Below are 26,306 nucleotides of genomic sequence, written 5' to 3' on the forward strand. Positions count from 1 at the left end.
CATTGCTAAGCGGTTAAAGTAATTATTGAAACGCGATCGATCCTGTCAGTGGTTAACGACCGCTAAAGATTACCTCGTTCGCATTCGAGGGCGGTCACCGGTTTCATGCAAGCTTCGTATGTCTAGACTGGAGGAAACTAGGTCCGGACTCAGCGTGAGCGCGAGCCCCGGCACACCGATGAAATCCCTGCATGGAGTGGGTCTTGAATACTAGCATTTCCTTTGCGGCCGCGTCCAAAGACTACCAGAAGGGCCAGTATCTGAAGTCGCTCGAGGTCCTGAACAAGCTGGTAGACACCCAGAAAGACGTCAAGACCTACGTCCTCCTGGCCAAAAATATGCTGAAGCTGGGTTTTAAGGCGGAAGCAGCAGCGGCTTATTCGCTGGCAGGCAAACTCGATAGCCACGCGGAATCGCTATATACACGCGAAGCCGCGCTCCTCTATTTCCAATGCGGCGACGAGCAGGAGGCCCTGGCCCACGCCTTACGCGTTATGAAACTTGCGCAGAACGACGCCGATCTCGCCTACCTCTTTACCTTTATCTACATCAAGCAAGGCCGACTTGACCTGATCAGCCCTTTTCGGCGGGCCATTTCCGAAAGTTCCAATCCAGACCACATCCTGATCGCAGTTCGCGCCCTTACGGATCATATTCTCGATCCGACGAATGAAACGCTCGTGAACAATCTGTTCAAGCGGTTTCCGAATATGCCGGCGTTGCGATTACTCAGCCTCGTCTTCGCGCGAGAGATATGCGACTACGAGCGCATAGTCCCCTATTTCGCGCCGCTCGCCGAGATGCTCAAGAAAGGGCAACTCGAGTTCCTGCGGAAGGACAACCCCTTCTTCAATCTCCATTGGTGCGCCGACGAGGCAATGAACCGTGCCGCCTCCCTGAACCCAGCGGTGTCACTGCAGCAGCTGGCAACGGGCAGAAGAGCGCTACCTCATGCCTGGGGAAAGAAGATCCGAGTGGGATATCTTTCTGCCGACTTCTGGGACGATCACGCCACAATGAAGCTTCTTCAGCGGGTGCTGGAACTCCACGATCGCGATCGTTTCGAAATTACTCTCTTCTGCCATTCGGCCGAAAGCTATCTCGAAGCGAACAAGACCGACAGATCGGGCTGGGGCAACATCTGCACAATCCGTGATCTGACAAACGCCGAAGCGGCGGACACGATCCGACAGAATGAGATCGACATTCTTGTCGACCTGAAGGGCCATACATCAGAAGGACGCGTGGATATTCTGAACTACGGCGCGGCACCGATCCAGGTTGCATGGCTCGGCTTCCCCGGCAGCATTGTCAATATCGACCTCGACTACGTGATTGGTGACCATTTCGTCCTCCCGGATAGCTCCAAACCGCATTACCATGAGAAGCTTGTGCGGTTGCCCGACAGCTACCAGCCGAACGATCCCGCCAACCGGCCCAAGCCCAATCCGGTGACCCGAGCCGAGCTTGGCTTGCCGGAAGATGCTTTCATATTTGCATCGTTCAACGGCAATCGTAAAATCACGCCAGAGGCGCTAGATAGCTGGTGCAACATCTTGCGACGCTCACCGCATAGCGTCCTTTGGCTAATGCTGTCATCCGTGCGTGCCGAGGCCAATATTCGCAAGTATGCGGGCAAGCGCGGCATCTCGGCCGACCGCATCATTTTCTGTACACGCGTCAAATATGAAAAACACATAGACCGCCAGCAGGCCGCCGATCTCGGCATCGACACCTTCCCTGTCAATGGCCATACCACAACCTCTGAACAGCTGTGGGGCGGTCTGCCGGTTCTGACCGTCAAGGGAACCCACTTCGCTTCACGCGTCAGCGAGAGCCTTCTCAACGCCATCGGATTGCCCGAACTGGTTGCCGCGGACAGGCAGGCCTACGAGGATATGGCCGTCGAGCTCGCCTCGAGCCCCGAACGCATCGCGGAGTATAAGCAGCGCCTCAGGCAGAATGCCGGCATCATGCCGCTATTCGATGCCGATCGTTTCCGCCTTCACCTGGAGAAGGCCTACGAGATGATGGTCGAGCGCGCCAAATTCGGGATGGAGCCCGACCATATCGACGTTCCGGCACTCCCGCCGCGCACGGAACCGTTCTTCTCCTTCGAGTGAAGACACTCACAATCTGAAAAGCCCGCCGACACAAGTCGGCGGGCTTTCTCTATGGCTGAGCCTGAAAGGTGTGGCGACTAGTGGAACGAGCGCACGAGACTGCCGACCAACAGGTTCCAGCCGTCGATCAGAACGAAGAACAGGATCTTGAAGGGCAGTGAGATGGACGTCGGCGGCAGCATCATCATGCCCATAGCCATGGTGATGGTAGCAACGATCAGGTCGATGACCAGGAATGGCAGGACGATGAGAAAGCCAATCTCGAAACCGCGGCGGATCTCCGAAATCATGAACGCCGGAACGAGCACGCGGTAATCGACCTTCTCTCCCGTTTCGACAGTCTGTCCGCGCTCGCGGGCGAGGTCGACGAACAGCGCCAGATCCTTGTCACGCGTATTGTTCGACATGAAGGTGCGGAAAGGATCGGCAATGCGTTCGACGGCCTGCTGTTCGTTGATCTGGTTCGTCAGGAGCGGTTGCACACCACTTTGCCAAGCCTGATCGAACGTCGGTTGCATGACGTAGAAGGTCATGAAGAGCGCAAGCGAAAGCAGGATCATGTTCGAGGGCGTGGACGCCAGCCCCATGCCAGACCGGAGGATCGAGAAGGCAATGATGAAGCGCGGGAAGCTCGTCACCATGATCAGAATGCCCGGAGCGACCGAGAGTATGGTCAGCAGGCCAAACGTGCGGATGATCCACGCGGCGACCGAGCCGTCGACCGGCAAGTTCAAAAGGTTTGTGGGGAGCTGCTGCGCATGCGCCAGCTCAGGCACCGCCATCATGACGGCGAAAAGCAGTATGAATCGAATCATTCGACAACGAAGGTCCTGAACATGACCTTCGATACGCGTCCCTGCGCGCGAAGGTCAACACGCTCCTCGACGTCATCCCTAAGATATTCGAAGCCGCGCGGCCCTTCGATCTGCTGCAGCGAGACAGTTCGCACGTAGGCCATGATATCCTGGTGAATATCCTCGGCCAGCTTGACGTCCGGCGGACCAGTGAACAGTAGCGCCACTTCCAGGCGCACCCAGTTCTCCGAGGGATAGGCAAGGTTCGCGGTGATCGGCTCGAGTTGCACGACCATGTTGGCCTCGGTGGATATATGAGGCAGACCCGCCTCACCTGGCTTCTGCGCCGCCGCGCCCTTGCCTTCGGCAGCCTGTTCTTCGGCGACCGCACCCTTGATGTCAGGTGCAACCATGGTGCCGACGACCCAGCCGCCACCGGCGCCCAACAGCGTCAACACGGCCAGGCCGACGACGGTCATCAGCATGGCCGATTTCTTTTTCGACTGGCCTTCGGTACCTTCTGCTTCTGCCATTGTATCCGACCTCAAAGCGGCGAGAAGAGATCGACGACCTGCTGGCCGCGCGGTGGCTGCTGCACTTCCATCAGGCGGCCGCGGCCACCGTAGGAGATGCGCGCTTCGGCGATCTTCTCGTAGGAAATCTGGTTGTCGGCGTCCACGTCCTGCGGACGTACGATACCGGCGACGTTCAGGATCCGGATTTCCTGGTTGACGCGGACCTCCTGAGAACCGCTGAGCACCAGATTGCCGTTCTCCAGAATGCCCGTAACAACGGCCGCTACCATGAGCTTCAGCGTTTCGGACCGGTCGATCTTGCCTTTGCCGTCGGTGCTGGTGTCGGACCCATAGGTTACGTCGGCTGTCGAGGCAGGATTCCATGCTCCGACCTTGGCGTTGACGTCCCAGTTCAAGCCGCTCGAGTTCGTGCGGCTGCGGCTGGTGTCATTCTCGAACTTAGCCTTGTCGTTGATCTGTATGTTGACGGTCAAAATATCGCCGACATTCAACGCGCGCGCATCCTTGAAGAGAGCCGCCTGTGAATCGCTCCAGAGCGAGTATCCCTGTGCGACCTGGCGCGGCTGCTTTGGATAGAGAGACATCTGCGGAGTCTGGCCGTAGGCAAGACCGCTGCCGATGGGGCTCATGGCGGGGGCGCGACCTATCTCGTTGATCGCCTGCGGCGACGCGCAACCCGCGAGAATCGCTACGGCGGCGATGGCCGCCGGGAAAAGCCTGTTCATGAGGGGTCCTTCGACGTATTGGGATCGGACGCGCTTGCGATGATGTTGGCGATGATCGCAGCCTTCTGCGCATCCATCTCATTGAGGATCAGGCTCGATTGACCCGGGCCCAACCTCATGATGACGGCCGCCGCCACTTCGATCTTGACTTCCTGCAACTGGGCGGCAGCCGCGTCCGGCTTCATTTTCTTGTAGATATCCGTCAGGCCGGCCTCGGCCTGCTTGAGGAAGACATCCCGGCGCTTCAGCCAGTCCTGATACTCTTCCTTTCGCTTCTGCAATTCCGCAATACGCGTATCGACGTCCGCGCGAAGCTTTTCCAGTTCCTGCTTCTGCAGCAGATAGCGTTGGTCGCGGGCGGAATCCGCTATGTTGGTGCAGAACTGCCTGATCTCATCCTGCGAGGTCGGATCGACGATGGTCGCCGGCGCTTCCTGGGCGAAAGCACCTGGAATGGAGAGCAGCACGACGGCGACGGCCGGTAGCGCGAGTTGCCGCAGCAGTTGGAAACGGCTCATGTTCGCATCCCACTTCGTCATTGCAGGACAAGCTCCGCTTGCAGGGCACCGGCGGACTTGATGCCCTGGAGGATCGCAATGATGCCATCGGGCTTGACGCCGATGTTATTGAGACCGGCCACCAGTGTCTTGAGATCGGGTCCGTCGAGCAGCGCGACCTTGCCGCCTGTCTTCTGCGCCGCGATATCGGTCTGCGGCTGGACGGCGGTAACACCGCGCGAGAATGGCTCCGGCTGGATGATCTGCGGCGTCTCGGTGACCTGGACCGTGAGGGTACCATATGAAACCGCTACCGGCGACACGCGCACATCCGAGCCGATCACAATGGTGCCGGTTCGCTCGTTGACCACGACCTTTGCAGGCGTATCCGTCTTGACCTCAAGATTTTCGATGTCAGCCATCAGCCGTGTCAGATCGGCTTCCCGAGGCTTTTGGACGATAACCTCCTGTGCATCCTTGGCTTCGGCGACCGGTCCGCCAAAACGTGCGGAGGCATAACCGTTGACGACGTCGGCAATGCGAACCGCCGTCGAAAAATCCGGATTACGCAGCTGGAGGACAAGATTGACGGAATCCTTGAAGCGCGATGGCAGCTCGCGTTCAATGATGGCGCCGCCGGGAACGCGTCCCGCCGTCGTGACGCCTTCGGTGATGCTGGAGGCTTGACCCTGAGCACTGAAACCGGACACGACGACGGAGCCCTGGGCGACGGCGTAGATCTGACCATCGGCGCCAGACAGCGACGTCATGATAAGCGTGCCGCCGCGCAACGACGTCGCGTCGCCCAGCGAGCTGACACTGACGTCGATCCGGCTTCCCGGACTGGCAAAAGGCGGGAGATTGGCAGTGACCATGACGGCCGCCGTATTCTTGGCGTTGGACTGACCGCCCTGCGTGGAGATGCCGAGGTTCTGCAGCATGGCGCGCATCGATTGCTCGGTGAACGGCGAAGCGCGGAATCCGTCTCCTGTCCCCTGAAGGCCGACGATCAGACCATAGCCGATGAGCTGGTTGTCACGGCCGGCCTGCAGCGATGCTATATCCTTGATACGCGACGTCATGGCCGAGGCCGGCGCGACAGCCACCAGATTCGGGGCCAGGAATGCAAGGGCAACGAAAATGCGAAGGATTTTTTTCATTTTGCGGCCACGTGTATTGTCCCGTCGGCGAGCACCGTGCCGCTGACGATGACACCCGAATCCATATTGCGAACGCGGATTAGCTGACCGGTCATCCCATCTTCAAGCGGCGATCCCGCTGCCGAGATTGTCATCGCGCCGAGCGTGAAAACCAGGCGGATCGAGGAGCCGCGCGCCACCGTGTAGGGTTCGCGCAGGGCCGAGACCGAGATGGTACGTCCAGGCAGGAAGGTGCGCTTGGAGATCATGCCTTCGACCTGCCGGATCGTCTTTGCATAATCGCCGGCAAGGTTCGGGTTGGTCACCTCGACCTCCTGCAACTGAGCGCCGGAGATGGTTTCGCCGGGGTAGATCGTCGTTGTCGGCACCACGGCAGAACCCATTCCGGCAGCGGCTGCTGGCGGCGTGGCAGTCGCGGTGACTATGATCGCAACGGCGGCTGCCCATCCGCGGATACGTCTGACCCGGCAAAACATCATGTTTCGGCTCTTCCCTGTTACTTCAGGTTCTTGCTGACGATGGAGGCCATTTCGTCGGCGGTGGTGATGACTTTCGAGTTCATTTCGTAAGCGCGCTGCGCCGAAATCAGCTCGGTGATTTCCTTAACCGGATCGACGTTCGACGATTCCAGGTAGCTCTGCTTCAAGTAGCCGAAGCCTTCTTCGTCAGGCGTTCCGACCACGGGATCACCCGACGCCGGCGTCTGGGCGAAGAGGTTGTCGCCGAGAGGCTGCAGACCAGCTTCGTTGACGAAGTCAGCAATCTGCAGCTGGCCAAGCACCGTTGGATCCGTGTCGCCCGGCAATTTTGCCGAGACTTCGCCTGAACGGCTGATGGTCAACTGCGTCGACCCTTGCGGGATGGTGATGTTCGGCGCGACGAGGGAGCCATCGATCGTCACGATCTGGCCCGTCTCGTTCTTGTTGAAGGCACCGGCACGGGTGTAGAGCGTCGTGCCGTCGGCAGCCTGGATCTGGAAGAAGCCGCGACCGATCAGCGCCACGTCCATGTCGTTGCCCGTCTGGGAGAGTTCGCCCTGAATGTGCAGGTTTCGGACCGCCGACGTCTGGACACCGAGACCGATGTTCGCGCCTTCCGGAACGATCGACTGGTTGGCGCGGTTGGACACACCCTTGGCGCGTTCGGTCTGATAGAGAAGGTCCGTGAATTCCGCGCGGGCGCGCTTGAAGCCAGTCGTGTTGATGTTCGCGATGTTGTTCGCGATGACTTCGAGGTTTGTCTGCTGGGCATCCATGCCCGTTGCAGCAATGGCTAGCGCTCTCATGGCTTCATCCTTAAATTCAACTACATCTGCATCTTTGTGACTTCGAGAAAGGCCGAGACGACCTTGTCACGAAGCGCGATTGCGGTCTGAAGTGTCTGTTGCGCTTGCATGACCGCATCCACGACTTCACGCGTCGTTGCAGTACCCTTGATGCCGGCGAAGGACATATTCTCGGCGTTCTTCATGGTATTGACCGCACCGCTCGCAACATTGCTCAGAACGGAGGCGAAGCTGCCGTCGTTTGCCGCGCTTTGTGCGGAAGATGCCGTGGTGGAGTTGTCCGGCTCGATCGCGGCTAGGCCGCGGGTCATCGAGAGGGAGCTTATGCCATTGATGCTGTTTATCATTATTGGCTCTTCAGAAGATCGATCGTTGACGAGATCAGGTCACGGGATTGTTTGATGGTCTGCAAGTTGGCGTCATAGGAGCGGTTGGCTTCCCGCATGTCGGCCATTTCAATCAGCATGTTGACGTTGGGGAGCTTGACGATCCCCTTGTCGTCGGCAGCCGGATTGCTCGGGTCGAACTCGGTGATGAATTTCGATTCATCGACACCAAGTTTCTTGACGTTCACCGTTGTTACTCCGTTTGCGCGGTCCACCGCTTCACCGAAGGTAATGGTCTTGCGGCGGTAGGGATCGGCACCTGGGGTGTCGCCGGTCGAACGAGAGTTCGCGATGTTTTCGGAGACGATGCGAAGGCGCGTCGACTGTGCCTCCAGACCCGAACCTGCAATCTTGAGGGCTGCTGACAAAGGATCCATGATCTTAGCTCTTCACCGTCATTAGCATCAGTCGGTTGAACGAGCTGACGAGCGAGGTATTCAAATCGTACTGGCGCTTGATTTCGCCGGACTTGGAGAGTTCCTCCGCCAATCCGACCGTGTTGCCGGATTCCTGGATGCCCATTTCCTGGTCGAGCGCAGCTTCCTTGACGTCGATGTCGTTCTTGGTGTTCAGGTCGTTGCCGCTCAGGTGCGCCGCGTTGGTACGCGCCATGGTGACGTCCGAGTGATCGAGAACGGCCTGGAAGGGTGTAATGTCCTTGGAGCGATATTTCGGCGTGTTCGCATTCGCGATATTGCCGGCAACAACCTCCTGACGGATCGTCAGCCATTCAGCCTGCCGCGAAGCCAAGTCGAAAAGTTGAATCGGTTGCATGGAAACTCTCCGTTTTTACTGGGGTGACCCTATGGCGGTAATCTTGCGTCAGACTTACGGAGAAATGCGGCGCCGCCCGCGCCTCAAATAAACAGGGCGCCAGCTGTTTCCAGCGGCGCCCGCGCGTCCTCACGACACAAGCCGGGTTTCAGTCGCGCTGAAACACTTCGCCCTTGGAAGTGACAATGACCCATTTTCCGTCCCGCTGCTCGAGAGTTGCCAGACGGCTTTCGTCGGGCAGGATCGAACCAACACGCACGACATACATGCCGGATGGATCCTCGATCAGCGCCCGGCCGTTAGCAACGTGAAGAAGGCGAAAGCCGGACTTGCCCGGAAACGGCTGATCTTCCGCCGGCGTCCCCTTGTCGTCCTCCGTGCCGATATTGGAGATCGTCGCAGTGGTCAGCGGATCGAAAGGGAGCTCAGGCTTTTTCTCGTGCGGGTTCTTGTTGCTCATGGCAAGTGGCGAAACGCTGAAGACATTGCGCGCAGGCCAATCCGGAAGATCGCGGGTGCGATCGGCCTGAGCGACATTGATGCCGAACTTGTCTTCGTTGAAGAAGACATACCATGGGAAGATCGCCGAAGCGCCTGCCAACAGCAGGCCGGCGACGGTCAGCGCGCGATCGAACAGCACGGTCCTGCGCCGCCCCTGCGGCTGCAGCGGAGCGATTGTCTCATCGTCGTCGAAGTCGGTCACGTCTGGCCTCGCTATCTACGGATATTCGGCTGATTGCCCATGCCGGCGGCAGCCTTCAGGGCGCCAGCCAGGTCGGCAAAGGCGTCCTGGGAATCGGCGTCGCCGGGGGATTGTTTCAAGACGTCGTAAATGACCGGAACCTGCTTGACCGCCATATCGAGATCAGGATCAGCCCCCTGCCGGTAGCCGCCGATGAGGCGCAGGTCGCGCGTTTCCTCGAAGCGGTGGATCAGCGTCTTCAGCCGGGAGACCAGTTTCTCCTGGTCGGGGGTCCATGCCTTGCGTGCAAGGCGCGAGATCGAAGCCAGTGGATCGATCGGCGGATAGCGGCCTTCTTCGGCCAGGCTTCTTTGCAGAACGATGTGACCATCGAGGATACCTCTGGTCGAGTCGGCAATCGGATCGTTGTGATTGTCGCCATCGACAAGAATGGAAACGATCGCCGTAATGGTGCCGGTGCCTTCCGGACCCGGCCCTGCCCGCTCAAGCAGGCGCGGCAGCTCGGTGAAGACCGATGCGGGATAGCCGCGCGCAATCGGCGGCTCGCCGGAAGCCGTCGCGACTTCGCGAATAGCATGGGCAAAGCGGGTGACGCTGTCGACGATCAACAGGACGTTCTCACCCTGATCGCGGAAATGCTCGGCAATTGTCACGGCGGTCAACGGCGCCATCTTGCGCAGCATCGGGCTCTCGTCGCTGGTCGCAACCACGGCGATGGACTTCTTCATGTTGGCGCCAAGGGTGTCTTCGATGAATTCGCGGACTTCACGACCGCGTTCACCGACCAGCGCAATAACTACCTTATCGAAGGCGTCTGCACGGGCGAGCATCGAAAGCAAGGTCGACTTGCCGACGCCTGATCCGGCGAAGATGCCGAGACGTTGGCCAAGGCAGAGCGGCGAGAAGAGATCGATCGCGCGAACGCCGGTCTTGAACCCGTGTTCGACGCGCTTTCGTGTCATCGATGGCGGCGCGGTATTGGAGATCGAGCGTCGGCTGAGCCCTTCAGCGATCGGACCGAGACCGTCGATCGGCTCGCAAAGGGAGTTCAGCGTTCGGCCGCACCAGCTGTCCAACGGCGATATGCGAAATGCACCCTTGCGAATGACGGTGTCGCGAATTCCGATCGGTTCACCCGGTTCGATCGGGCAAACGTAGGTCAGGTCCGGCTCGACGCGAACGACTTCGCCCAGATGGATACCGGTCGGAGACTTGTGCGCGACGAATTCGCCCAGACGGACATGCCGGGACAGACCGCTGACCGTGTAGTAACCCGCCGCGATCGTCTGAACGTGGCCGCCGGGAGCGACCTGGAATTCCGGGTTTGAGTAGCGCGCAATAAGATCGCCGAGATGGGCGAGCTTCGGCGAGAGCGCGTCGTCGGCGAGCGATGTGTTGCTCATGCTTCAGGCCTCTCGCTTAGCGGCTGCCACCGAGCGTCTTGATCGCTTCGCCGAAAGAAGCTTCACTGTCCTTGCTGAGCGACGCCATGCTCTCGAAGGCGCGGTTCACTTCGATCAGCTGCGTGATTTCGCGCATGGCGTTGACGTTGGAGTTTTCGAGATAGCCCTGCTGCACCCCAACGTCGAAGCGGTCGGTGATCGCCCGTGGCTGCTCGGTGGTCATGATGCCGCTGTTCTCGTAGCGCAGGTAACCCTTGCCGATGTCTGCTTCGAATAGACCGAGCGAACCGGCTTGCTTGCCGTCCTGATAAATCAGGCCATCCGCGCCGACCTTCGGCTCGCCGCCGGCCTTGTTGAGCTGTATCGGTGCACCGCCTGCGTCGAGAACCGGATACCCTCGCACGGAGACCAGTTCACCGTTGTCTCTCAGCGTAAAGCGGCCATCCTTGGTAAGGATCTTGCCAGCCGGCGTGTCGAGCGAAAACCAGGCATCGCCCTTGATCGCGAAGTCGAGCATGTTGCCTGTCTGCTGCAGTGCACCGCTATCGCCGGAAAGATAGTCATTGCCCTGCGAGACATAGGCGATCTTTGCGTTGATCTTGTTGCCCGTTTCGCCAAGCATCTCATCGAATTTCACCTCCGTGCCACGGAAGCCGGTCGTGTTCACATTCGCCATGTTGTCGGCGATCGTCGTGAGGCGGCGTTCGAGCGCGATCTGCGACGACAGCGAAACATAAAGACCGGATTGCATCTCGATAAGCTCCTGGCATTGGCGATGAACGTTACGAAACCGGGTGTGGCAGGCTGTTGACCACGGATTTCGCTGAGGCGGCATCTCAGAAACGGGCACGGATACCCGCTCGTCATCCTCAACCTGCCAGCAAATCCTTGTGCGAAACTGGTATACGGAAACCCTGACTCTCAGGGCCAATCATCAGCCTCACGCAAGCCAGCGACCCTATCCCTTGGGTTGAAAATAACGATCAGGTTTGGACTGACGATGAATATCATTATCGGATTTGTGATCACCTGCGGCTGCATCGTCGGCAGCTTCATGGCCATGGGCGGTCACGTGGACGCGCTCTGGCAGCCCTTCGAACTCGTCATCATCGGTGGCGCGGGCCTGGGCAGTTTCATCATGGGCAATCCCATGAAGGTGGTGAAGGATTCCGGCAAGGCGCTCGGCGAAGCATTCAAACACACGGTTCCGAAGGAGCGCAACTACCTCGACACGCTGGGCGTTCTTTACTCCCTGATGCGCGACCTTCGCACCAAGTCGCGTAACGAGATCGAAGCCCACATCGACAATCCATCCGAATCCTCGATCTTCCAGTCCGCCCCGACAGTCCTGAAAAACAAGGAACTCACGGCGTTCATCTGCGACTATGTTCGCCTGATCATCATCGGCAACGCCCGTTCGCATGAGATCGAGGCGCTGATGGACGAAGAGATCAATACGATCCTTCACGACAAGATGAAGCCGTACCACGCCATCCAGATCATGGGCGACGCATTTCCGGCAATCGGTATCGTTGCGGCGGTTCTCGGCGTCATCAAGGCCATGGCGCACATCAACGACTCGCCCGAAGTTCTCGGCCACCTGATCGGCTCGGCGCTGGTCGGCACCTTCCTCGGCATCCTGCTTTCCTACTGCGTCTGCTCGCCGATCGTATCGCAGATCAAGATCGTCCGGAGCAAGCAGCATCGCCTCTATGTCATCGTCAAGCAGACGCTGCTTGCCTACATGAACGGCTCGGTGCCGCAGGTTGCCCTCGAATACGGCCGCAAGACGATCTCCGCCTACGAGCGTCCTTCGATCGACGCGGTCGAGCAGGAAATGATGAACCCCGGCGGCGAGAACAAGGCGGCATAACCAGACATGAACGCTCTTCTCAAGAAACCACTCATGGACGAGGCGCTGCTCGCCAAACTGACCGGCAGGCTTGGCGACAAGGCGACCATCGAAAAGATCAGCAGCGCCTTCGGCGACGTCTACGGCGTGTTCCTGCCTGATATCATCAAGAGCGAAACGACCCTGGATGTCGAAGTTGCCTATCTGGGTTGCGACAGCGGTTACAAGAACGACCTGATCGCCGACCTCGGCACCAGTGTTACGCTCGCCGATGCGACGCTGCGCAACTGGTCGCAGAACATCACGCTCGCGTGCGGCAACGGTTTCATCATCACGCTGATGGAACATCTCCTGGGAGCGACGCCGGATACCATCGAGCAGCCGGCCGACCGACTGCTTTCTGTGATCGAACTCGAACTGGCCGTCATGGTCTTCGAGAAGTTCGCCAATGTTATGCGCTCCGCTGTGAATGCATCAGGCGGTTTCGAACCGATCCTCGAATTTCCGCATGCGTCGGAAACACGCCCCAAGCCGGCGGACGACAAGCCCGACGAGTTCGCGGTCGCCATCAACATGTCGATCAAGCTGTCTGGACTGATCTCGGATTTTTCGTTGATCATCCCGCAGGCGGCACTGCTCAAGACGACGGTCACAGCGCCAAAGGCAAAGGGCCAGTCGACCCAATCCTCCGAATGGACCGCGCAGATGAGCGAACAGGTCCGCCGTTCGCAGGTTACGCTCGAAGCCAAGATCCGTTTGCAGGACCTGACGCTCCGGACAATCTCCAGGTTGGCAGCGGGCGACGTCATCCCCTTCCACGATAGTGGCGATGTGCGGGTCGATGTCAGCGCGAACAGCAAGGAACTATACGTGTGCGAGTTTGGACGCTCCGGCGAGAATTATACCGTGCGGGTGAAGGATACGATCAACTCGGATGACGAACTCATCCGTCACTTAATGAATTAGCCGTTTTACGACCCCAGCCGCCGCACGGCAGGTTGAGGCAAGTTTCAACTGGAATAGTGATTTCATGGCGACGAAGAAGACACCAAAGAACAACGACCTTTCAATCGAGCTTCCGGGCACCGAGGCCGAGCTCGATCAGGCCATCGACGACCTGCGCGGCGTTCTGAAGACCGATGCGGAGGGCGGTTTGCCGGATTTCGACGGCGAAATCGATACCTTCGGCAGTGGCACCGATCTTTCGACCTTTAGCGGCGGCCTTGACGATGCAGCGGGCGAGACCTCGTTTGGCGACTTCGGCGGCACCAGCGATTTCGGCGGTTCGTCCGACTTCGGCGATGCGTCGTTCAACGCGGCCCCCGAGCCTGCGCCGCTTGGTAGCGCGATGCAATCCAACATGGACCTGATCCTCGATATTCCGATCGATGTTCAGATCATGCTCGGCAGCAGCCGCATGCAGGTGGCGGGCCTGATGAACCTCAACGAGGGCGCTACGATCGCACTCGACAAGAAGATCGGCGAGCCGGTCGAGATCATGGTGAACGGCCGCAGGATTGCGCGCGGCGAGATCACCGTTCTGGAAAACGACGACACGCGATTTGGCGTGAAACTGATAGAAGTTCTGGGTAAGAAAAAAGCCTGATCCCGGTGTAGGGACGGAGAGGTTAGACCATGATGGACTTTGACGATTTCGGCGGCGCTCTTGCCGAGAAACCGTTGACCCAGGCTGAGAAAGCAGCGGCCGTTCTCCTCGCGATGGGGAAAGGGGTCGCTGGCAGGCTGTTAAAATACTTCACGCAGGCCGAACTGCAGACGATCATCGGATCGGCTCAGTCCCTGCGTGCGATTCCTCCGGATGAATTGCTCGGGCTCGTCGCCGAATTCGAGGACCTGTTCACCGAAGGCGCGGGCCTGATGGACAACGCCAAGGCGATCGAGAGCATTCTCGAGGAAGGCCTGACGCCTGACGAAGTCGACAGCCTGCTTGGCCGACGCACGACCTTCCAGGCCTACGAAACGTCCATCTGGGATCGCCTCGGCGAAGGCGACCCAGCTTTCATCGGCAAGTTCCTGCTGCGCGAGCACCCCCAGACGGTCGCCTACATCCTTTCCATGATGCCGTCGTCATTCGGTGCCAAGGTTCTGATGCAGATTCCGGACGGGCGACGCGCCGACATCATGAACCGCACCGTCAACCTCAAGTCAGTCAGCCCCAAGGCGGCCGAGATCATCGAGAAGCAGGTCTTGAGCCTGCTCGCGGAGATCGACGCCGAGAAGAATTCGACCGGCTCGACGAAGGTCGCGGAACTGATGAACGAGATGGACAAGCCGCAGGTCGATACGCTGCTCACCTCGCTGGAATCGATCAGCCGCGAGGCGGTCAACAAGGTGCGTCCGAAGATCTTCCTCTTCGAAGATCTCATGCTCATGCCGCAGCGCAGCCGCGTCATGCTGCTGAACGATATCTCGGCCGACATCGTGACGATGGCTCTGCGTGGCTCGCCCGCGGAGATGCGCGAGACGGTACTGGCCTCTATCAGCCCCCGCCAGCGCCGCATGATCGAATCGGATCTGCAGAGCGGCACGACCGGCATCAACCCGCGCGAGATCGCAATCGCGCGGCGGGCCATCGCCCAGGAAGCGATTCGCCTGTCGAATTCCGGTCAGATCCAGCTCAAGGAAACAGAAGGCGGCGACGCAGCGGCGGCATAAGCCGCTGTTGTTGTGCATGAACGCCCTATCCCCGGTCGCCGCGGTTGATCGCGGCCTGACTGGTGGATAGCTTCAAGGAAAGGCCGCGCAATGCTGCGGCCATTTCTATTTACGGAGGGTCTCGGTCTTGGCCGACGACGACAAGGACAGCAAAACAGAAGACCCTACCGCGAAAAAGAAAAGCGATGCCGCCGAGAAAGGCAACGTGCCCTTTTCACGCGAACTGCCACTCTTTGCGACCGTCCTCGCCACTTTCATCTACCTGATCTTTTTCCTGCCGGAAGGCCTGAGCCGCGTAGCGGAGGCGCTCAAGGACATATTCGAGCAACCGGACCAGTGGAAGATCGAGACGGGTCCCGACGTGCTCTCGCTGTTCATCCATCTGGGCTGGGTTGCAGCTGCGTTGCTGGCACCCGCATTCATCCTGTTCATGGCTTTCGGCGTCGTGGCATCGATTTCGCAGAACCTGCCGACGCCGGTGCTGGAGCGCATACGTCCGCAATTTTCGCGCATTTCACTTTCCAAGGGATGGTCACGGCTATTCAGCTTGCCTGGTCTCGTTGAGTTCGGGAAATCGCTCGTCAAGATCCTCATCGTCGGCGTCGTCATGTTTTTCGTCTTGAAGAGCGAATATTTCAGCGCGATCGACGCGATGTTTTCCGATCCGCAGACGATTTTCGCGCGCATGATGACCTCAATGCGGAAGATCACCATCGTCGTGCTCATTGCGACCGCGGTCGTGGCGATCGCCGATTTTTTCTGGACGCGACATCACTGGTTCACCGAACTGAAGATGACGCGGCACGAAGTGAAGGAAGAAAACAAGCAGTCGCAAGGCGATCCATTCGTCAAGAGCCGCCAACGCTCGCTGATGCGCGATCGAGCCCGCCGCCGGATGATCTCGAATGTCGATCGCGCGACGATGGTGATCGCCAACCCGACCCACTTTGCCGTCGCACTGCGCTATGTGCGCGAAGAGAGCGACGCACCGATCGTAATCGCCAAGGGTCAGGACCTTATTGCGTTGAAAATCAGGGAGATAGCGGAAAAAAACGGGATTCCCGTTTTCGAAGACCCGCCTCTCGCGCGCTCCATGTTTGCGCAAGTCTCGGTCGATAGTGTCATCCCGTCTGTATTCTATAAGGCCGTCGCCGAACTCATCCACCAGGTTTATGCGACGCAAGCCATGAACAAACGGGTAAGATAGCCGAATGAAAAAATGCCCCTACTCTACACAGCGCGAAAGAATCCTCGCTGAAGCAATCAGCCCGGTCGCCACTGAACTAAGGCTCCTGGACGCTTCAGACCTCATCTCAATTCTCCGCTTTGAGTATTACGGCAATCTTTCCGACCTGGTCTCCTCGGCAGCCGAGCTTTTCTTCCATCCCGGAACCGTCAATTTCGGCCACGGCGGAAGCTATACACTGGAATGGGGTGGCAAGCCGGAGGTGGTGATCGACCTCGAAATCAAGCCACGCGGCGTGACGATATACGCACAGCTGACGCTCGCCGAGGCGCATGCCGGCATCGAGATCAGCCACATCGCTTTCCAGAACCCGTCCGCCGATCCGGACGAGAACACGGCCTTCCTCGAGCAGGCTCTGCAGGGGGCACGCTATAACGTCCAGCCTCTGCATTCCCTCGCGAGCTGACTGCGCTACGCTTCTGGCATCGCGACGCCTCGGGTATTCAGTCGCTCAACTGATGTAGCCGAGGCGTATCGCCTTGGCTATTGCCTGGATGCGGTTGACCGAATCCAACTTGATCGTTGCCGAACCCAGGTAGGCGTTGACTGTGTGCACGGAGAGCCCGAGCTTGTCGGCAATCTCGTCACTGATCCGGCCGTCGCCCGCCAACTGCAGGCACGCGATCTCGCGTTCGCTCAGCGCCTCGGCGGCGGCGACGCGCCGCTCGTCCAGCGACAGCAGGTCAATCATCACATGGCAGGCCCTGGCGTGCAGTTCGACGATCATATCGCTGGCCGGATCGAGGTCGTCGCCCGTGAAGACGACAAAGCCATTCCCGACGGCGCCGAGGCGCACAGGAAAAGCCATTCCGGAAAACGGCACCAAGCCGTCCCTCAGGCGTACGATGAACGGCGCAAAGCCTGCCGGCCCCGGAGCCGCACGATCGTGGCTGCCGGCCCAAGTCAGGGGAAGAAGGGACTTCTCGATGTGTTCCAGCAACACCTCGCCATGGGCATCCGCGAACAGCTTGCTGAACCCGGCATTCGTCGGACCCCAATTCTCCAACTCGCAAACCAGGCGCTGCTTGGCAGGCAGACCGGAACTGCTCATGCGGTATACGGCGAAATTCTTCGCGTCAGCGAGCCGTTGCATCGCGACAAGGCGCGGAAAGAGATCGGATCGGCTCGATACCTTGTTGACCCGCACGGTGCGCATCGCTTCCGGATTTCCCAGGGATCTGCCCGATGACTGCGCCATAACCGTTCCCCTAAACGAGACTATTGCGAACAGCGAATGCGATGGCCTCGGAACGCGTCTTCGTGGCTGTCTTTCGCATCACGCTGGTGATGTAGTTATTGATAGTGTTGCGCGATATCCCGAGAATCATGGCGATCTCGTCGCTCGTCTTTCCCTCGGCGATCCAGAAAAGGCACTCCAGTTCGCGATCGGTCAGTTCGAATTCCCGGTCACTTTTCGCGACCCCACATTGGAGCAGGCTGGTGAAATAGGCAGCCAGGAGCCCCACATCCCTTAGGCGTTCCTGCGACAGGATAAAGCCGTCGTCAAACAGGAACATCAGCGCGAGCCTCGAGCGACCGATATTGAACATCAACGAGCAATACTGCCGGCTGGCGCCGTCGGGCGCGTCGGCGGTATCGGGAAGGAGAGCGAAATGCGGCTGGAAAAGCTGCATGCACTTTTCAAGTTCGGTCGAACGGGCAAAGCCGCCGACGAATGCGTGCGAAAGACTGGTAACGAGGTCGAACGGCCAGTCCGAAGACACGACGAAATCGAGACCTGCCTCCTGGACTAGATCCGCTCGAGCAAGAAGATAGTGGGAGCCTCCCACATAATCGGTCAAGGCGCGCAAGCCTGGCTGCAACCTTCCCGTGCTCGAAACCTCGCATAGTTGGGAGATGAGCTCGTCTCGCGAGGACAGGTTCGCGGCCGCGATACCAACGAAGTTTGCCGTTTGCTTGTCGCTCTTGAGAGCCTGCAATATATGCATGTCCATCGGCAAAATCCTGCGACTGAGGAACCATCACGACAGAAGCCCGATCCGCCTGCTCCTGAACAAATATGCGACTTATCCGCGAATCACCCAACACTACGACAAGCGATAAAAACCGCCATATCCGAGTTCTTGGGATTTACTTCGGCCGCATTTCGTGCGTCGATTCGCACGTCGATTCCGTCTCTTAATAGTATGCTAAATTACGATGATTCTAGAGAATCTGACAACATCGTTCGCGCCGCGCGCGAACGCAACGCACAGACTATTGGCGAGTGCGGCAATGTGGTCACGCTTTTGCATGTGGCGGATGCTACAACGGCAGGCATAAAAAAAGGCCGGTTGCCCGGCCCTTCTCTCAAGCGGCGTTGTCGACCGCCCATTTCCTGAGGATTTTCGCTGCGCGCTCCTCGTTGATCTCGACCATCCGTGCGAGCTTGCGTTCCGGACCCTCCTTGACGCGACGGTTGAAGTTTCCTTCGTCGTCGCCCAGACTCAGGAGATCCTCGGTACTGTCGAAGCCAAAGTCCGAGCCAAAGCCCTCCATCAGCGCACCGCCCGCGCCGGCGCCGCCAGCCGGTGCGAAATCCGGGAGCTCCAGACCGGCGCTTTCTGGCGAAGTGTCGCCGATGGCTACGCCTCCGCCGGTCACGCTGCGGATCATCGGGCGCAGCCCCATCCAGAGCACCAGGAAGGCGACGACGACGAAGGCAAGCGAGTTGATGATGCCTGCAAGATTGCGGCTCAACATGTCCATGACACGGACGCCGCCAGTTGTATCCTCCAGAAGCTGGTTCTCGAGGAAGTCCATCGCTGTCACCGTGATGACATCACCGCGGTTCGTGCTGATACCAGCGGCTGACGCAACTATCTTCTGCATCTCGGCGAGGTAAGCGTCGACTTTCGCCTGATCGACCGGCTCGCCGACCATCTGGGAAATGCGGCCCTTGTTGACGACGACGGCTACCGAAAGCTTCTCGATCTTATAGCTGTTGCGCGTCGTCGCCGTCGTCTTGCTATTGATCTCGTAGTTTGTCTGCTCTTCCTTCTTGTCGGACTTGTCGGACGACTCAGGCCCGGCGGCGCCGCCTGCTTCGGGTGCCGCCTGCGGGATGTTCTGCTCGACGGTCGTCGCATTGTCGGACTGCTTCTGCAGGGACTGCGCGGCTTCCTTGGTAGTGCGGATCGAGCGCTCGACCTTGGAATCCGGATCGTAGGTCGTCTCCTGGATCTGCTGGCTGTCCGTATTCAGATCCGCGGTCACGCTGGAGCGGAAGTTGTCCATGCCGAGGAACGGTGCGAGCGCCTTGTCGATATTGGATTCAACTTCGCCTTGAACATTCTGCGTGATGTTCAGCGACCGGTTCAGCGAACTGTTGCTCGCCTCATCGCCGGAAGCGAGAAGCTGGCCGGCGGAATCGAGAATGGTGACGTCGCCGATGTCGAGCCCCGGCACGGCGGAGGCAACGAGGTGGCGGATCGAGGTGGCCGCATTGCGGCCGGCTGCCGCACTCGCGCGAATCATGACCGAGGCGGTGGGCTTCTGTTCCGCCTTTCGGAAATTTCCGACCTCCGGCATGACGATATGAACGCGCGCGGCAGAGATGCCGGAGATCGACTGGATCGTGCGGCCGATTTCGCCTTCAAGCGCGCGAACCCGCGTCACCTCCTGCATGAACGATGTCAGCCCGAGCGAACCGACATTGTCAAAAAGTTCATAGCCAGCGTTTGCACTATTCGGCAGGCCGCGCTCGGCAAGCAGAAGGCGTGCCTTCCCGGTCATGCCGGCGGGAACCGATATGCTGCCTCCGTCCGTCCCAACCTGGAAACCGATATTCGCTTCTGCGAGGGCGATGCTGATCTGGTTCAGATCGGAAGCCTCAAGCCCCACATAGAGGGTTTCCTGTGCGGGTTTATTGACGAGAAAGGCAGCGCCCATAATCAGCGCGACGGATACGACGCCCACGCCGGCCAATGCCAGGAGGCGATTCCGCCCGAGCGCACTGAAGTTCTTAATAATTTGAACTAATTGATTTAACAGATTCATTCTGTTCTCGCACGATCGTCACAGACAAAGCAGGCTTATTGCCTTATTTGACGATAGATGCCGAAACTTGTGCGAGCGTTTCGTGCAGACATGCGCGTGAAGGCCGGATCAGAAGAAGTCGAAATCACCAGCCGCCTTGCTCAGGGGCTGGGAATACTCATGCCTTATTCCACCGCCGAGTGCCTTTTGCATTTCGCTCAACTTTACAAGACTGAGCGCTGTCGCCGAATCCACTGCCCACGTCGGAGGAATCTCGCCGGTGATCATGTCGATGAATTCGGCAAGTCCCCGGGTCTTCTGTACCGCGAGGTCGATGCCCTGCATCACCTTCATGCTTTCGGGTGAATTCAGCGTTTCGGTACTCCCGCCCAGATCCAGGAGCTGCGGCTCGATACGTTCTATCAGGTAAGCAACATCATGCAGTTCCGCCACGATCCGTGTCAGGATGTCCGGCAGTGGTTCTGATGGCGGCGGCTCGATCTTGGTATTGTATGTCATCAGGTCATGGCCTCAGAAGAATTCGATACTTGTTTCGGCCGGCTTTTGCGGAGTAACCGGACGCTGTTCAAGGGCAACCGTTCTTTTTGTCTCCGCGCCTGTCAGCGGGTATTGCCGCGCACGTCCCGAGACCGGCCAGTACTCCAGCTTGCGTCCGTGTTCGCCGCCCGTGCTGGAACCGACCACCGGAATGCCTTCGTCCTTCAGAAACTGCGTGGCAAAGGCAGCGTTCTGTTCACCGACATTAGAGAATGTCGAGATCGTCTTTGCCCCGCCGAAAATCTTGGCCTCCAGACGGTCGCGCCTCGCGCCCTGTTTCAAAAGACCGTTGATCAACAGCTCCATGAGATGCACGCCGTAGCGCGTCGCATCCCCGCCGGTCATCGGCGTATTCGCAGTGCCAGGCAGCAGGAAGTGATTCATACCTCCAACGCCAGCAACGGGATCCCGCAGGCATGCAGCCACACACGAGCCAAGTATGGTCGTCAAGACCGCGTTCGGATCATTCAGGACCTTCCATTCGCCCTGGATGATGTGCACGCGGCGGGCTGCAACATCGAGAGTCATTTCAATGCTCCGAATACGGCTTCGATAGCCGCCTTCATCTTCTCGATGGTGAAGGGCTTGGCCAGAACGTTGTTTGCCCCGAGTGCTGCTGCCTTCGTCACCAGCGCCCGATCGCCCTGTGCGGTCAGGATGATGAACGCGGCCTTCTTCGTCGCGGGGTTGCTGCGGACTGCCTGTAGCAGGCCCAGGCCATCCATCTTCGGCATGTTGAAGTCGGAGATGACAAGGTGGTGAGGCTGCTGGGCCATGATCTTCATGCCCTGTTCGCCATCACCTGCCGAGGTGATCTGCTTGAAGCCGAGCTGGGTCAGCGCGTCGCTGAGCAGCAGGCGGCTCGTTACCTGATCGTCGACGATCAGAACTTTGATTTTCTCTGCGATGGACATTAGTCAGTTCCTTCCTTTCGGGCGGCTGTCATTTTCAAGATTTCTTCGCCGATGGAATTCAGCGGCAACTGATGCTCGACGGCACCAAGTTCGTAGGCGACCCTCGGCATACCGTAGACCACGCAGGTCTTTTCGTTCTGCCCCAGCGTGCGCGCGCCGGCGTGGCGCATTTTCAGGAGACCGGCCGCGCCGTCGCGGCCCATCCCGGTCAGGATCACGCCGACCGCGTTGCGGCCAGCCAGCTCCGCGACCGAATCGAAGAGCACATCGACCGACGGCCGATGGCCGTTGACGGGATCGCGATCAATCAGGCGGCAGCACGGTGCAGAGGCGTTCGTTACCTGCAGATGACGCTCGCCGCCGGGCGCAAGATAGATCTTGCCGATTTCAAGCCTGGCGCCGTCCGTTGCTTCCTGCACGACGGGCGCACAGAGACGATTGAGCCGATCGGCAAAGCTCTTCGTGAAGGTCGACGGCATGTGCTGTGTAATGACCGTCGGCGGACAATTGGCCGGGAATTTTTGTAGCACCGCGATCAGCGCTTCGACCCCGCCGGTCGACGATCCGATCGCGACGATCTTGCGTCCCACACGGTAGTCCGCCACGGCGGGCGGTGGTGTCACGGGGGCCGGCTGCGTGAACTGGCGCCGTTGCGTGCGCGCAGCAGCCTTCACCTTTTCGGCGAGGTCCCCGAAAGGCCGGGCATCACCCGGCTGCGGCTTGCCGACGCAATCGAACGCACCGATTTCCAATGCTGCCAGCGTCGCGCCCGCCCCGCGATGGGTCAGCGTCGAAACCATGATGACCGGCATCGGACGGAGCCGCATGATCTTCTCGAGGAATTCGAGGCCGTTCATGTTCGGCATCTCGATATCGAGTGTCACAACGTCCGGATTGAGCTTCTTGATGGCTTCGCGCGCTTCAAGCGCATCGCTTGCCTGGCCGACGACGTTCACGTCGGGATCGGAACTCAGAACAGCCGTGATCAATCCACGCATGGTGGCAGAGTCATCAACGACAAGGACTCTCGCCGGTACACTCATGCTTTCCTCCCTACACCCTTGGTCGTGTAGCGGTAGGTGGTAATGCCGATGTTGTCGAAGACGTTCTTGGCATCGCCAGAAATGCGTTCCGAGTGGCCGATATAGAGATGACCGCCTTCCGGCAGCAGTTCGGCAAAACGCGACCATATCTTCATCTGTGTCGGCTCATCGAAGTAGATGACGACATTTCGGCAGAAAATGACGTCGAACTTGCCCTTGAACGGCCACTGAGCCATCAGGTTCAGCTCGTTGTAGGTGATAAGGCGCTTGACGCGATCGTCGACCTGAAATTTCCGTCTGCCCTGTACCTCGACCTCGCTGAACCACTGCTTGCGCATTGCCGGAGACACGGTTTCGAGCGCGCTTTCGTCATATGCGCCACCTCGGGCGATCGCGAGGATCTTCGGGTCGATGTCGGTGGCGAGGATCCTGAAATCATAGTCGGCGATGTTTGGCATCATCGCCAGGACAGTGAGAGCTATCGAATACGGTTCCTGGCCATCGGACGAAGCGGCGGACCATATGCGGACGCGCCCCCCCATCTTCGCGCGTTGCAGCAATTCGGGCAGGACATGATCGCGCAGGTGGTCGAAATGGTGGTTTTCGCGGAAGAAGCGCGTGAAGTTAGTGGTCAGATGTGACAGCATTTCACGCCGCGGCGCGGCACCGGCCGGCGACGAGACAAGTGCGCAATACTCCCGAAAGCCCGAAAGCCCGAGGCTGCGAATGTGCTTGGAAAGGCGCGAGTAGACAAGCGACGCCTTGGTCTCGTTCAGGAAGATTCCCGCGTCCGAGTAGATCATCGCGGCGATCTCCGTCAGGTCACGGCGGGTCAGCGGATATTCGCCGCTCGCCAACACCTCGTCGGGGCTCCCCTGCCTCGCGTCTTTTGCACTCAGGACATTCATGCAGCTTCGCTTTCCGTTTCGGGGAAAATGGCTTCGAGTTCGAGGAGGCAGATCATGCGTTGGTCGATGGCAAGAATGCCGCGTGCGAACTGACGTTGCAGTTCCGACGCGATTTCCGGCGTGGGCTGAACGTTCTCTTCGGTAACAGTCAGGATATCGGACACGGCATCGACCAGCAGACCGACAACCTTGCGGTTTACCTGGGCAACGATAATGACGTGGCGCGCGGAAGGCACGGTCGCCGGCATGCCGAGACGAGCCGACAGATCGACAATCGGCAGCACGGCACCGCGTAGATTGAGGACACCCTTCACATAGGCCGGCGAGTGCGGCATCGGCGTTGCCGGCGTCCAGCCGCGAATCTCGCGCACCGACATGACGTTTACGCAAAATTCCTGAGCCCCGATGCGGAACGCGATCAGTTCGCGGTCCCCATCCTTCAGACTTTTTACGGCAAAAGACATGATGCTATCCCACCGCTGCCAGTGATACTTCCTGCCTCAACGCCTGACCGCGGGACGCGCCCACGACAGCGTCGACGTCCAGGATGAGGGCTACACGGCCATCGCCGAGAATGGTCGCGGCAGCAATGCCGGGAACATGCGTGTAGTTCGCTTCGAGGCTCTTGATGACGACCTGGCGCTGGCCCTGGATTGCATCGACCATGAGGGCGCGTTGACCGCCGCCTTCGGACTCCACGAGAAGAGCGACACCGTCGACAGGGTTCGCCTGGGTGGCGCGGAAGTTCAGGATGCGACCGACGTCGATCAGCGGGCAGAAGCTGTTGCGGATCGAGATCAGGCGATGGCTGGCGCCGAAGGAATGGATCGCGGCGGCTTCCGGCTGCAACGTCTCGACAATTGCCGTCAGCGGCACGACGAGGGTCTGACCGGCGACCGTGACGACCATGCCGTCGAGAACAGCGAGCGTCAGCGGCAAGCTCATTGTGAAGACGGAACCCTGTCCCGGCTTCGACGTAATATTGATGCGGCCGCCGAGGGCCTGGATCGAGCGCTTGACGACGTCCATGCCGACGCCACGGCCGGAGATGTCGGAGATCTTGTCGGCGGTGGAGAAGCCCGGCAGGAAAATCAGGTTGTCGATTTCCTCGTCCGTCAGGTTGGCATCGGCGGGGATCAGCTCGTTGGCGATTGCCTTCTGCTTGACCTTCTCGCGGTTGATGCCGGCGCCGTCGTCGGCCAGCTCGATCAGGATGCGGCCGGAGCGATGCTTGGCCGTCAGGCGAACCGTACCCTCGACATTCTTGCCGGCAGCAGAGCGCTTCTCGGGCGTTTCGATCCCGTGGTCGACAGCGTTGCGGATCATGTGGGTCAACGGCTCGGCCAGCTTGTCTATGACCGTCTTGTCGACTTCGGTGTTTTCACCTTCGGTGATCAGGCGGATCGTCTTGCCGGTCATGTCGGCAATTTCGCGAACGATGCGCGACATCCGCTGAAACACCGGCTTCACCGGCTGCGCGCGGATCGCCATGACTGAATCCTGAATCTCGCGGGTGAGCTGCTGCAGCTCTTCGAGACCCATGTTGATCGACGACGTGCCAGTGGTGTCGTTCTCGATGACGCTCTGGGAGAGCATCGCCTGGTTGATGACAAGCTCGCCGACGAGGTTGATCAGGCGGTCGACGCGATCGAGATCGACGCGGATGGTCTGACCGGCACTTGCGGCGGCATTGTTCTGAACAGCCGTCGCGGCGCTGGCCGAGGCCGCGGTAGCTGATTCCTTCTTTTCGACACGGGCAGCGGCGGCGGCCAGCTGCGTGACGTTCGATGCTGTCTCCGCGGCTGCGACAGCGTCGGCGGCATCGTTCTGAGGCTGTGCCGAGACTTCAGCGCCTCCGTCATCGAGTATCGACAGATCGAACGGGACCGGGATCATCGGTAGCTCGCCGCTCGACGCTACCTCGACCCTCGCCTCGCCCGCCTTGACCTCCAGGTCACAATCCCATTCGGCAAATTCAAAGACGGTGCGGATCGCATCTTCGCCCTTATCCGTTTTGATCGTAACAGCCCAGTAGAAATAGGCGGCTTCAGGATCGAGATCATCGATACCGGGCAACAGGTCCATGTTGCAATAGACACTCATCTCGCCGAGACGGCTCAGGTCACGCAGCAGCAGGGTGGCGTCGTTGCCCTTGGAATAAAGGTCGGAGCGTGGCTTGAACGTGACTTCGTATGTCGGCATTTCCGGCGCAGCTTCGTCTTCATCGCCGAAATCGTCGAACGAGAAGGGGATCGGCTGAAAGCCGTTGTCGTCGGTGGGCTTCGCGGCAGGGGCAGCAGCAACAACCGGTGCTCTCTTCGCCACCGGTGCTTCGGCAGGAATCAACGAAGACGGCAACTCGCCGTTGGCCAATGCTTCCAGCTCCTTGACGAGGCCGCGGCTGCGGCTCTCATCGACGCTGCCGCCGTCGCGTGCAGCGTTGGTGAGGTCCGCCAGAACGTCGGCCGACTTCAGCATGACCTTCAGGACATCTTGGGTCGGCTCAAGCTTGTTGGAACGAACGCAATCAAGTGTGGTTTCGAACACATGCGCGAAGGCGACGAGATCATCCAGGCCGAAGGCGCCAGCGCCGCCCTTGATCGAATGGACGGCCCGGAACACCGCGTTGACGGTTTCCGGATCGCGATCGCCATCATTCAATTTCAGAAGGCCGGATTCCAGTTCGGCGAGTTGCTCCTCGCACTCCTGGAAAAAGATCTCTTTGATTTCGTTCATATCCATAGG

Annotated in this window: 30 protein-coding genes; 7 read left to right on the forward strand and 23 right to left on the reverse strand. The window is 59.3% G+C overall.

Features of this window, described 5'->3' with window-relative positions; translation table 11 throughout:
* Positions 1-191 precede the first annotated feature (191 nt).
* Complete coding sequence (locus ASC90_RS21085; RefSeq protein WP_200950929.1) at positions 192-2,123, forward strand: glycosyltransferase family 41 protein; 1,932 nt, start codon at positions 192-194, stop codon at positions 2,121-2,123.
* 77 nt (positions 2,124-2,200) lie between these two features.
* On the opposite strand, the gene fliP is transcribed toward ASC90_RS21085, so the two are convergent.
* The 13 genes from fliP to flgF form a co-directional block, all read right to left on the reverse strand.
* Positions 2,201-2,938, reverse strand: coding sequence for a flagellar type III secretion system pore protein FliP (gene fliP / locus ASC90_RS21090; RefSeq protein ID WP_056544727.1), 738 nt, complete (start codon positions 2,936-2,938; stop codon positions 2,201-2,203).
* Complete coding sequence (locus ASC90_RS21095) at positions 2,935-3,450, reverse strand: flagellar basal body-associated FliL family protein (protein WP_056544730.1); 516 nt, start codon at positions 3,448-3,450, stop codon at positions 2,935-2,937. Before ASC90_RS21095 ends, fliP begins: the two co-directional genes overlap by 4 nt.
* Before the next feature lie 11 nt (positions 3,451-3,461).
* Entirely contained in the window at positions 3,462-4,178 is a 717-nt protein-coding gene (flgH, locus tag ASC90_RS21100) for a flagellar basal body L-ring protein FlgH (protein WP_056544733.1), read from the reverse strand.
* Positions 4,175-4,717, reverse strand: coding sequence for a MotE family protein (locus ASC90_RS21105; protein ID WP_056544736.1), 543 nt, complete (start codon positions 4,715-4,717; stop codon positions 4,175-4,177). Before ASC90_RS21105 ends, flgH begins: the two co-directional genes overlap by 4 nt.
* Complete coding sequence (locus ASC90_RS21110; RefSeq protein ID WP_056544739.1) at positions 4,714-5,835, reverse strand: flagellar basal body P-ring protein FlgI; 1,122 nt, start codon at positions 5,833-5,835, stop codon at positions 4,714-4,716. The genes ASC90_RS21105 and ASC90_RS21110 overlap by 4 nt, the downstream gene beginning before the upstream one ends.
* Complete coding sequence (flgA, locus tag ASC90_RS21115) at positions 5,832-6,314, reverse strand: flagellar basal body P-ring formation chaperone FlgA (protein WP_056544742.1); 483 nt, start codon at positions 6,312-6,314, stop codon at positions 5,832-5,834. The genes ASC90_RS21110 and flgA overlap by 4 nt, the downstream gene beginning before the upstream one ends.
* 17 nt (positions 6,315-6,331) lie before the next feature.
* A complete protein-coding gene (gene flgG, locus ASC90_RS21120; protein ID WP_056544745.1) occupies positions 6,332-7,120 on the reverse strand; it encodes a flagellar basal-body rod protein FlgG in 789 nt (262 codons plus the stop codon).
* A gap of 20 nt (positions 7,121-7,140) precedes the next feature.
* Complete coding sequence (locus ASC90_RS21125; RefSeq protein ID WP_056544748.1) at positions 7,141-7,467, reverse strand: flagellar hook-basal body complex protein FliE; 327 nt, start codon at positions 7,465-7,467, stop codon at positions 7,141-7,143.
* A complete protein-coding gene (flgC, locus tag ASC90_RS21130) occupies positions 7,467-7,883 on the reverse strand; it encodes a flagellar basal body rod protein FlgC (protein ID WP_056544749.1) in 417 nt (138 codons plus the stop codon). Before flgC ends, ASC90_RS21125 begins: the two co-directional genes overlap by 1 nt.
* Before the next feature lie 4 nt (positions 7,884-7,887).
* Complete coding sequence (flgB, locus tag ASC90_RS21135; RefSeq protein ID WP_056544752.1) at positions 7,888-8,280, reverse strand: flagellar basal body rod protein FlgB; 393 nt, start codon at positions 8,278-8,280, stop codon at positions 7,888-7,890.
* Between the two features lie 148 nt (positions 8,281-8,428).
* On the reverse strand, positions 8,429-8,983 hold the full coding sequence (locus tag ASC90_RS21140; protein ID WP_056544755.1) for a hypothetical protein: 555 nt from the start codon (positions 8,981-8,983) through the stop codon (positions 8,429-8,431).
* Between the two features lie 11 nt (positions 8,984-8,994).
* Positions 8,995-10,386: a flagellar protein export ATPase FliI gene (gene fliI / locus ASC90_RS21145; RefSeq protein WP_056544759.1), complete on the reverse strand. Its 1,392-nt coding sequence runs from the start codon at positions 10,384-10,386 to the stop codon at positions 8,995-8,997.
* Positions 10,387-10,402: 16 nt separating this feature from the next.
* Entirely contained in the window at positions 10,403-11,137 is a 735-nt protein-coding gene (gene flgF / locus ASC90_RS21150) for a flagellar basal-body rod protein FlgF (RefSeq protein WP_056544763.1), read from the reverse strand.
* Positions 11,138-11,386: 249 nt separating this feature from the next.
* Here flgF and motA point away from each other — a divergent pair, with 249 nt between their 5' ends.
* The 6 genes from motA (at position 11,387) to ASC90_RS21180 (ending at position 16,566) form a co-directional block, all read left to right on the forward strand.
* Positions 11,387-12,259 (forward strand): flagellar motor stator protein MotA, encoded by an 873-nt coding sequence (motA, locus tag ASC90_RS21155; RefSeq protein WP_056544766.1) that lies wholly within the window; start codon positions 11,387-11,389, stop codon positions 12,257-12,259.
* 6 nt (positions 12,260-12,265) lie between these two features.
* Positions 12,266-13,204 carry a FliM/FliN family flagellar motor switch protein gene (locus ASC90_RS21160; protein ID WP_056544769.1) on the forward strand — a complete coding sequence of 313 codons (939 nt, stop codon included), beginning with the start codon at positions 12,266-12,268 and terminating at the stop codon, positions 13,202-13,204.
* Between the two features lie 64 nt (positions 13,205-13,268).
* Positions 13,269-13,844, forward strand: coding sequence for a flagellar motor switch protein FliN (gene fliN / locus ASC90_RS21165; protein ID WP_056544772.1), 576 nt, complete (start codon positions 13,269-13,271; stop codon positions 13,842-13,844).
* Between the two features lie 29 nt (positions 13,845-13,873).
* On the forward strand, positions 13,874-14,914 hold the full coding sequence (gene fliG / locus ASC90_RS21170; protein ID WP_056544776.1) for a flagellar motor switch protein FliG: 1,041 nt from the start codon (positions 13,874-13,876) through the stop codon (positions 14,912-14,914).
* Between the two features lie 127 nt (positions 14,915-15,041).
* The gene (flhB, locus tag ASC90_RS21175; protein WP_056544779.1) at positions 15,042-16,121 is read left to right on the forward strand and encodes a flagellar biosynthesis protein FlhB; all 1,080 of its coding nucleotides are present in this window, start codon (positions 15,042-15,044) and stop codon (positions 16,119-16,121) included.
* A gap of 4 nt (positions 16,122-16,125) precedes the next feature.
* On the forward strand, positions 16,126-16,566 hold the full coding sequence (locus tag ASC90_RS21180) for a hypothetical protein (RefSeq protein WP_056544782.1): 441 nt from the start codon (positions 16,126-16,128) through the stop codon (positions 16,564-16,566).
* 45 nt (positions 16,567-16,611) lie between these two features.
* Here ASC90_RS21180 and ASC90_RS21185 read toward each other — a convergent pair whose 3' ends face one another.
* From ASC90_RS21185 to ASC90_RS21230, 10 genes are all read right to left on the reverse strand, one after another.
* On the reverse strand, positions 16,612-17,358 hold the full coding sequence (locus ASC90_RS21185) for a helix-turn-helix transcriptional regulator (protein WP_056544785.1): 747 nt from the start codon (positions 17,356-17,358) through the stop codon (positions 16,612-16,614).
* 10 nt (positions 17,359-17,368) lie between these two features.
* Positions 17,369-18,115, reverse strand: a complete 747-nt coding sequence (locus ASC90_RS21190; protein ID WP_056544788.1) for a helix-turn-helix transcriptional regulator — start codon at positions 18,113-18,115, stop codon at positions 17,369-17,371.
* 355 nt (positions 18,116-18,470) lie between these two features.
* Positions 18,471-20,159: a flagellar basal-body MS-ring/collar protein FliF gene (fliF, locus tag ASC90_RS21195; protein ID WP_056544791.1), complete on the reverse strand. Its 1,689-nt coding sequence runs from the start codon at positions 20,157-20,159 to the stop codon at positions 18,471-18,473.
* Between the two features lie 108 nt (positions 20,160-20,267).
* The gene (locus ASC90_RS21200; protein ID WP_056544794.1) at positions 20,268-20,657 is read right to left on the reverse strand and encodes a hypothetical protein; all 390 of its coding nucleotides are present in this window, start codon (positions 20,655-20,657) and stop codon (positions 20,268-20,270) included.
* 12 nt (positions 20,658-20,669) lie between these two features.
* Positions 20,670-21,224, reverse strand: a complete 555-nt coding sequence (cheD, locus tag ASC90_RS21205; protein WP_056544796.1) for a chemoreceptor glutamine deamidase CheD — start codon at positions 21,222-21,224, stop codon at positions 20,670-20,672.
* Entirely contained in the window at positions 21,221-21,610 is a 390-nt protein-coding gene (locus ASC90_RS21210; RefSeq protein WP_037060851.1) for a response regulator, read from the reverse strand. Before ASC90_RS21210 ends, cheD begins: the two co-directional genes overlap by 4 nt.
* On the reverse strand, positions 21,610-22,653 hold the full coding sequence (cheB, locus tag ASC90_RS21215) for a protein-glutamate O-methylesterase CheB (RefSeq protein ID WP_056544799.1): 1,044 nt from the start codon (positions 22,651-22,653) through the stop codon (positions 21,610-21,612). The genes ASC90_RS21210 and cheB overlap by 1 nt, the downstream gene beginning before the upstream one ends.
* Positions 22,650-23,561, reverse strand: a complete 912-nt coding sequence (gene cheR / locus ASC90_RS21220; RefSeq protein ID WP_056544802.1) for a protein-glutamate O-methyltransferase CheR — start codon at positions 23,559-23,561, stop codon at positions 22,650-22,652. The genes cheB and cheR overlap by 4 nt, the downstream gene beginning before the upstream one ends.
* Positions 23,558-24,025 carry a chemotaxis protein CheW gene (locus ASC90_RS21225; RefSeq protein ID WP_056544804.1) on the reverse strand — a complete coding sequence of 156 codons (468 nt, stop codon included), beginning with the start codon at positions 24,023-24,025 and terminating at the stop codon, positions 23,558-23,560. The genes cheR and ASC90_RS21225 overlap by 4 nt, the downstream gene beginning before the upstream one ends.
* Positions 24,026-24,029: 4 nt before the next feature.
* Entirely contained in the window at positions 24,030-26,303 is a 2,274-nt protein-coding gene (locus ASC90_RS21230; protein ID WP_056544808.1) for a chemotaxis protein CheA, read from the reverse strand.
* Between the last annotated feature and the right edge of the window lie 3 nt (positions 26,304-26,306).

It is taken from the genome of Rhizobium sp. Root1220, assembly GCF_001426265.1.
GTDB lineage: Bacteria > Pseudomonadota > Alphaproteobacteria > Rhizobiales > Rhizobiaceae > Rhizobium.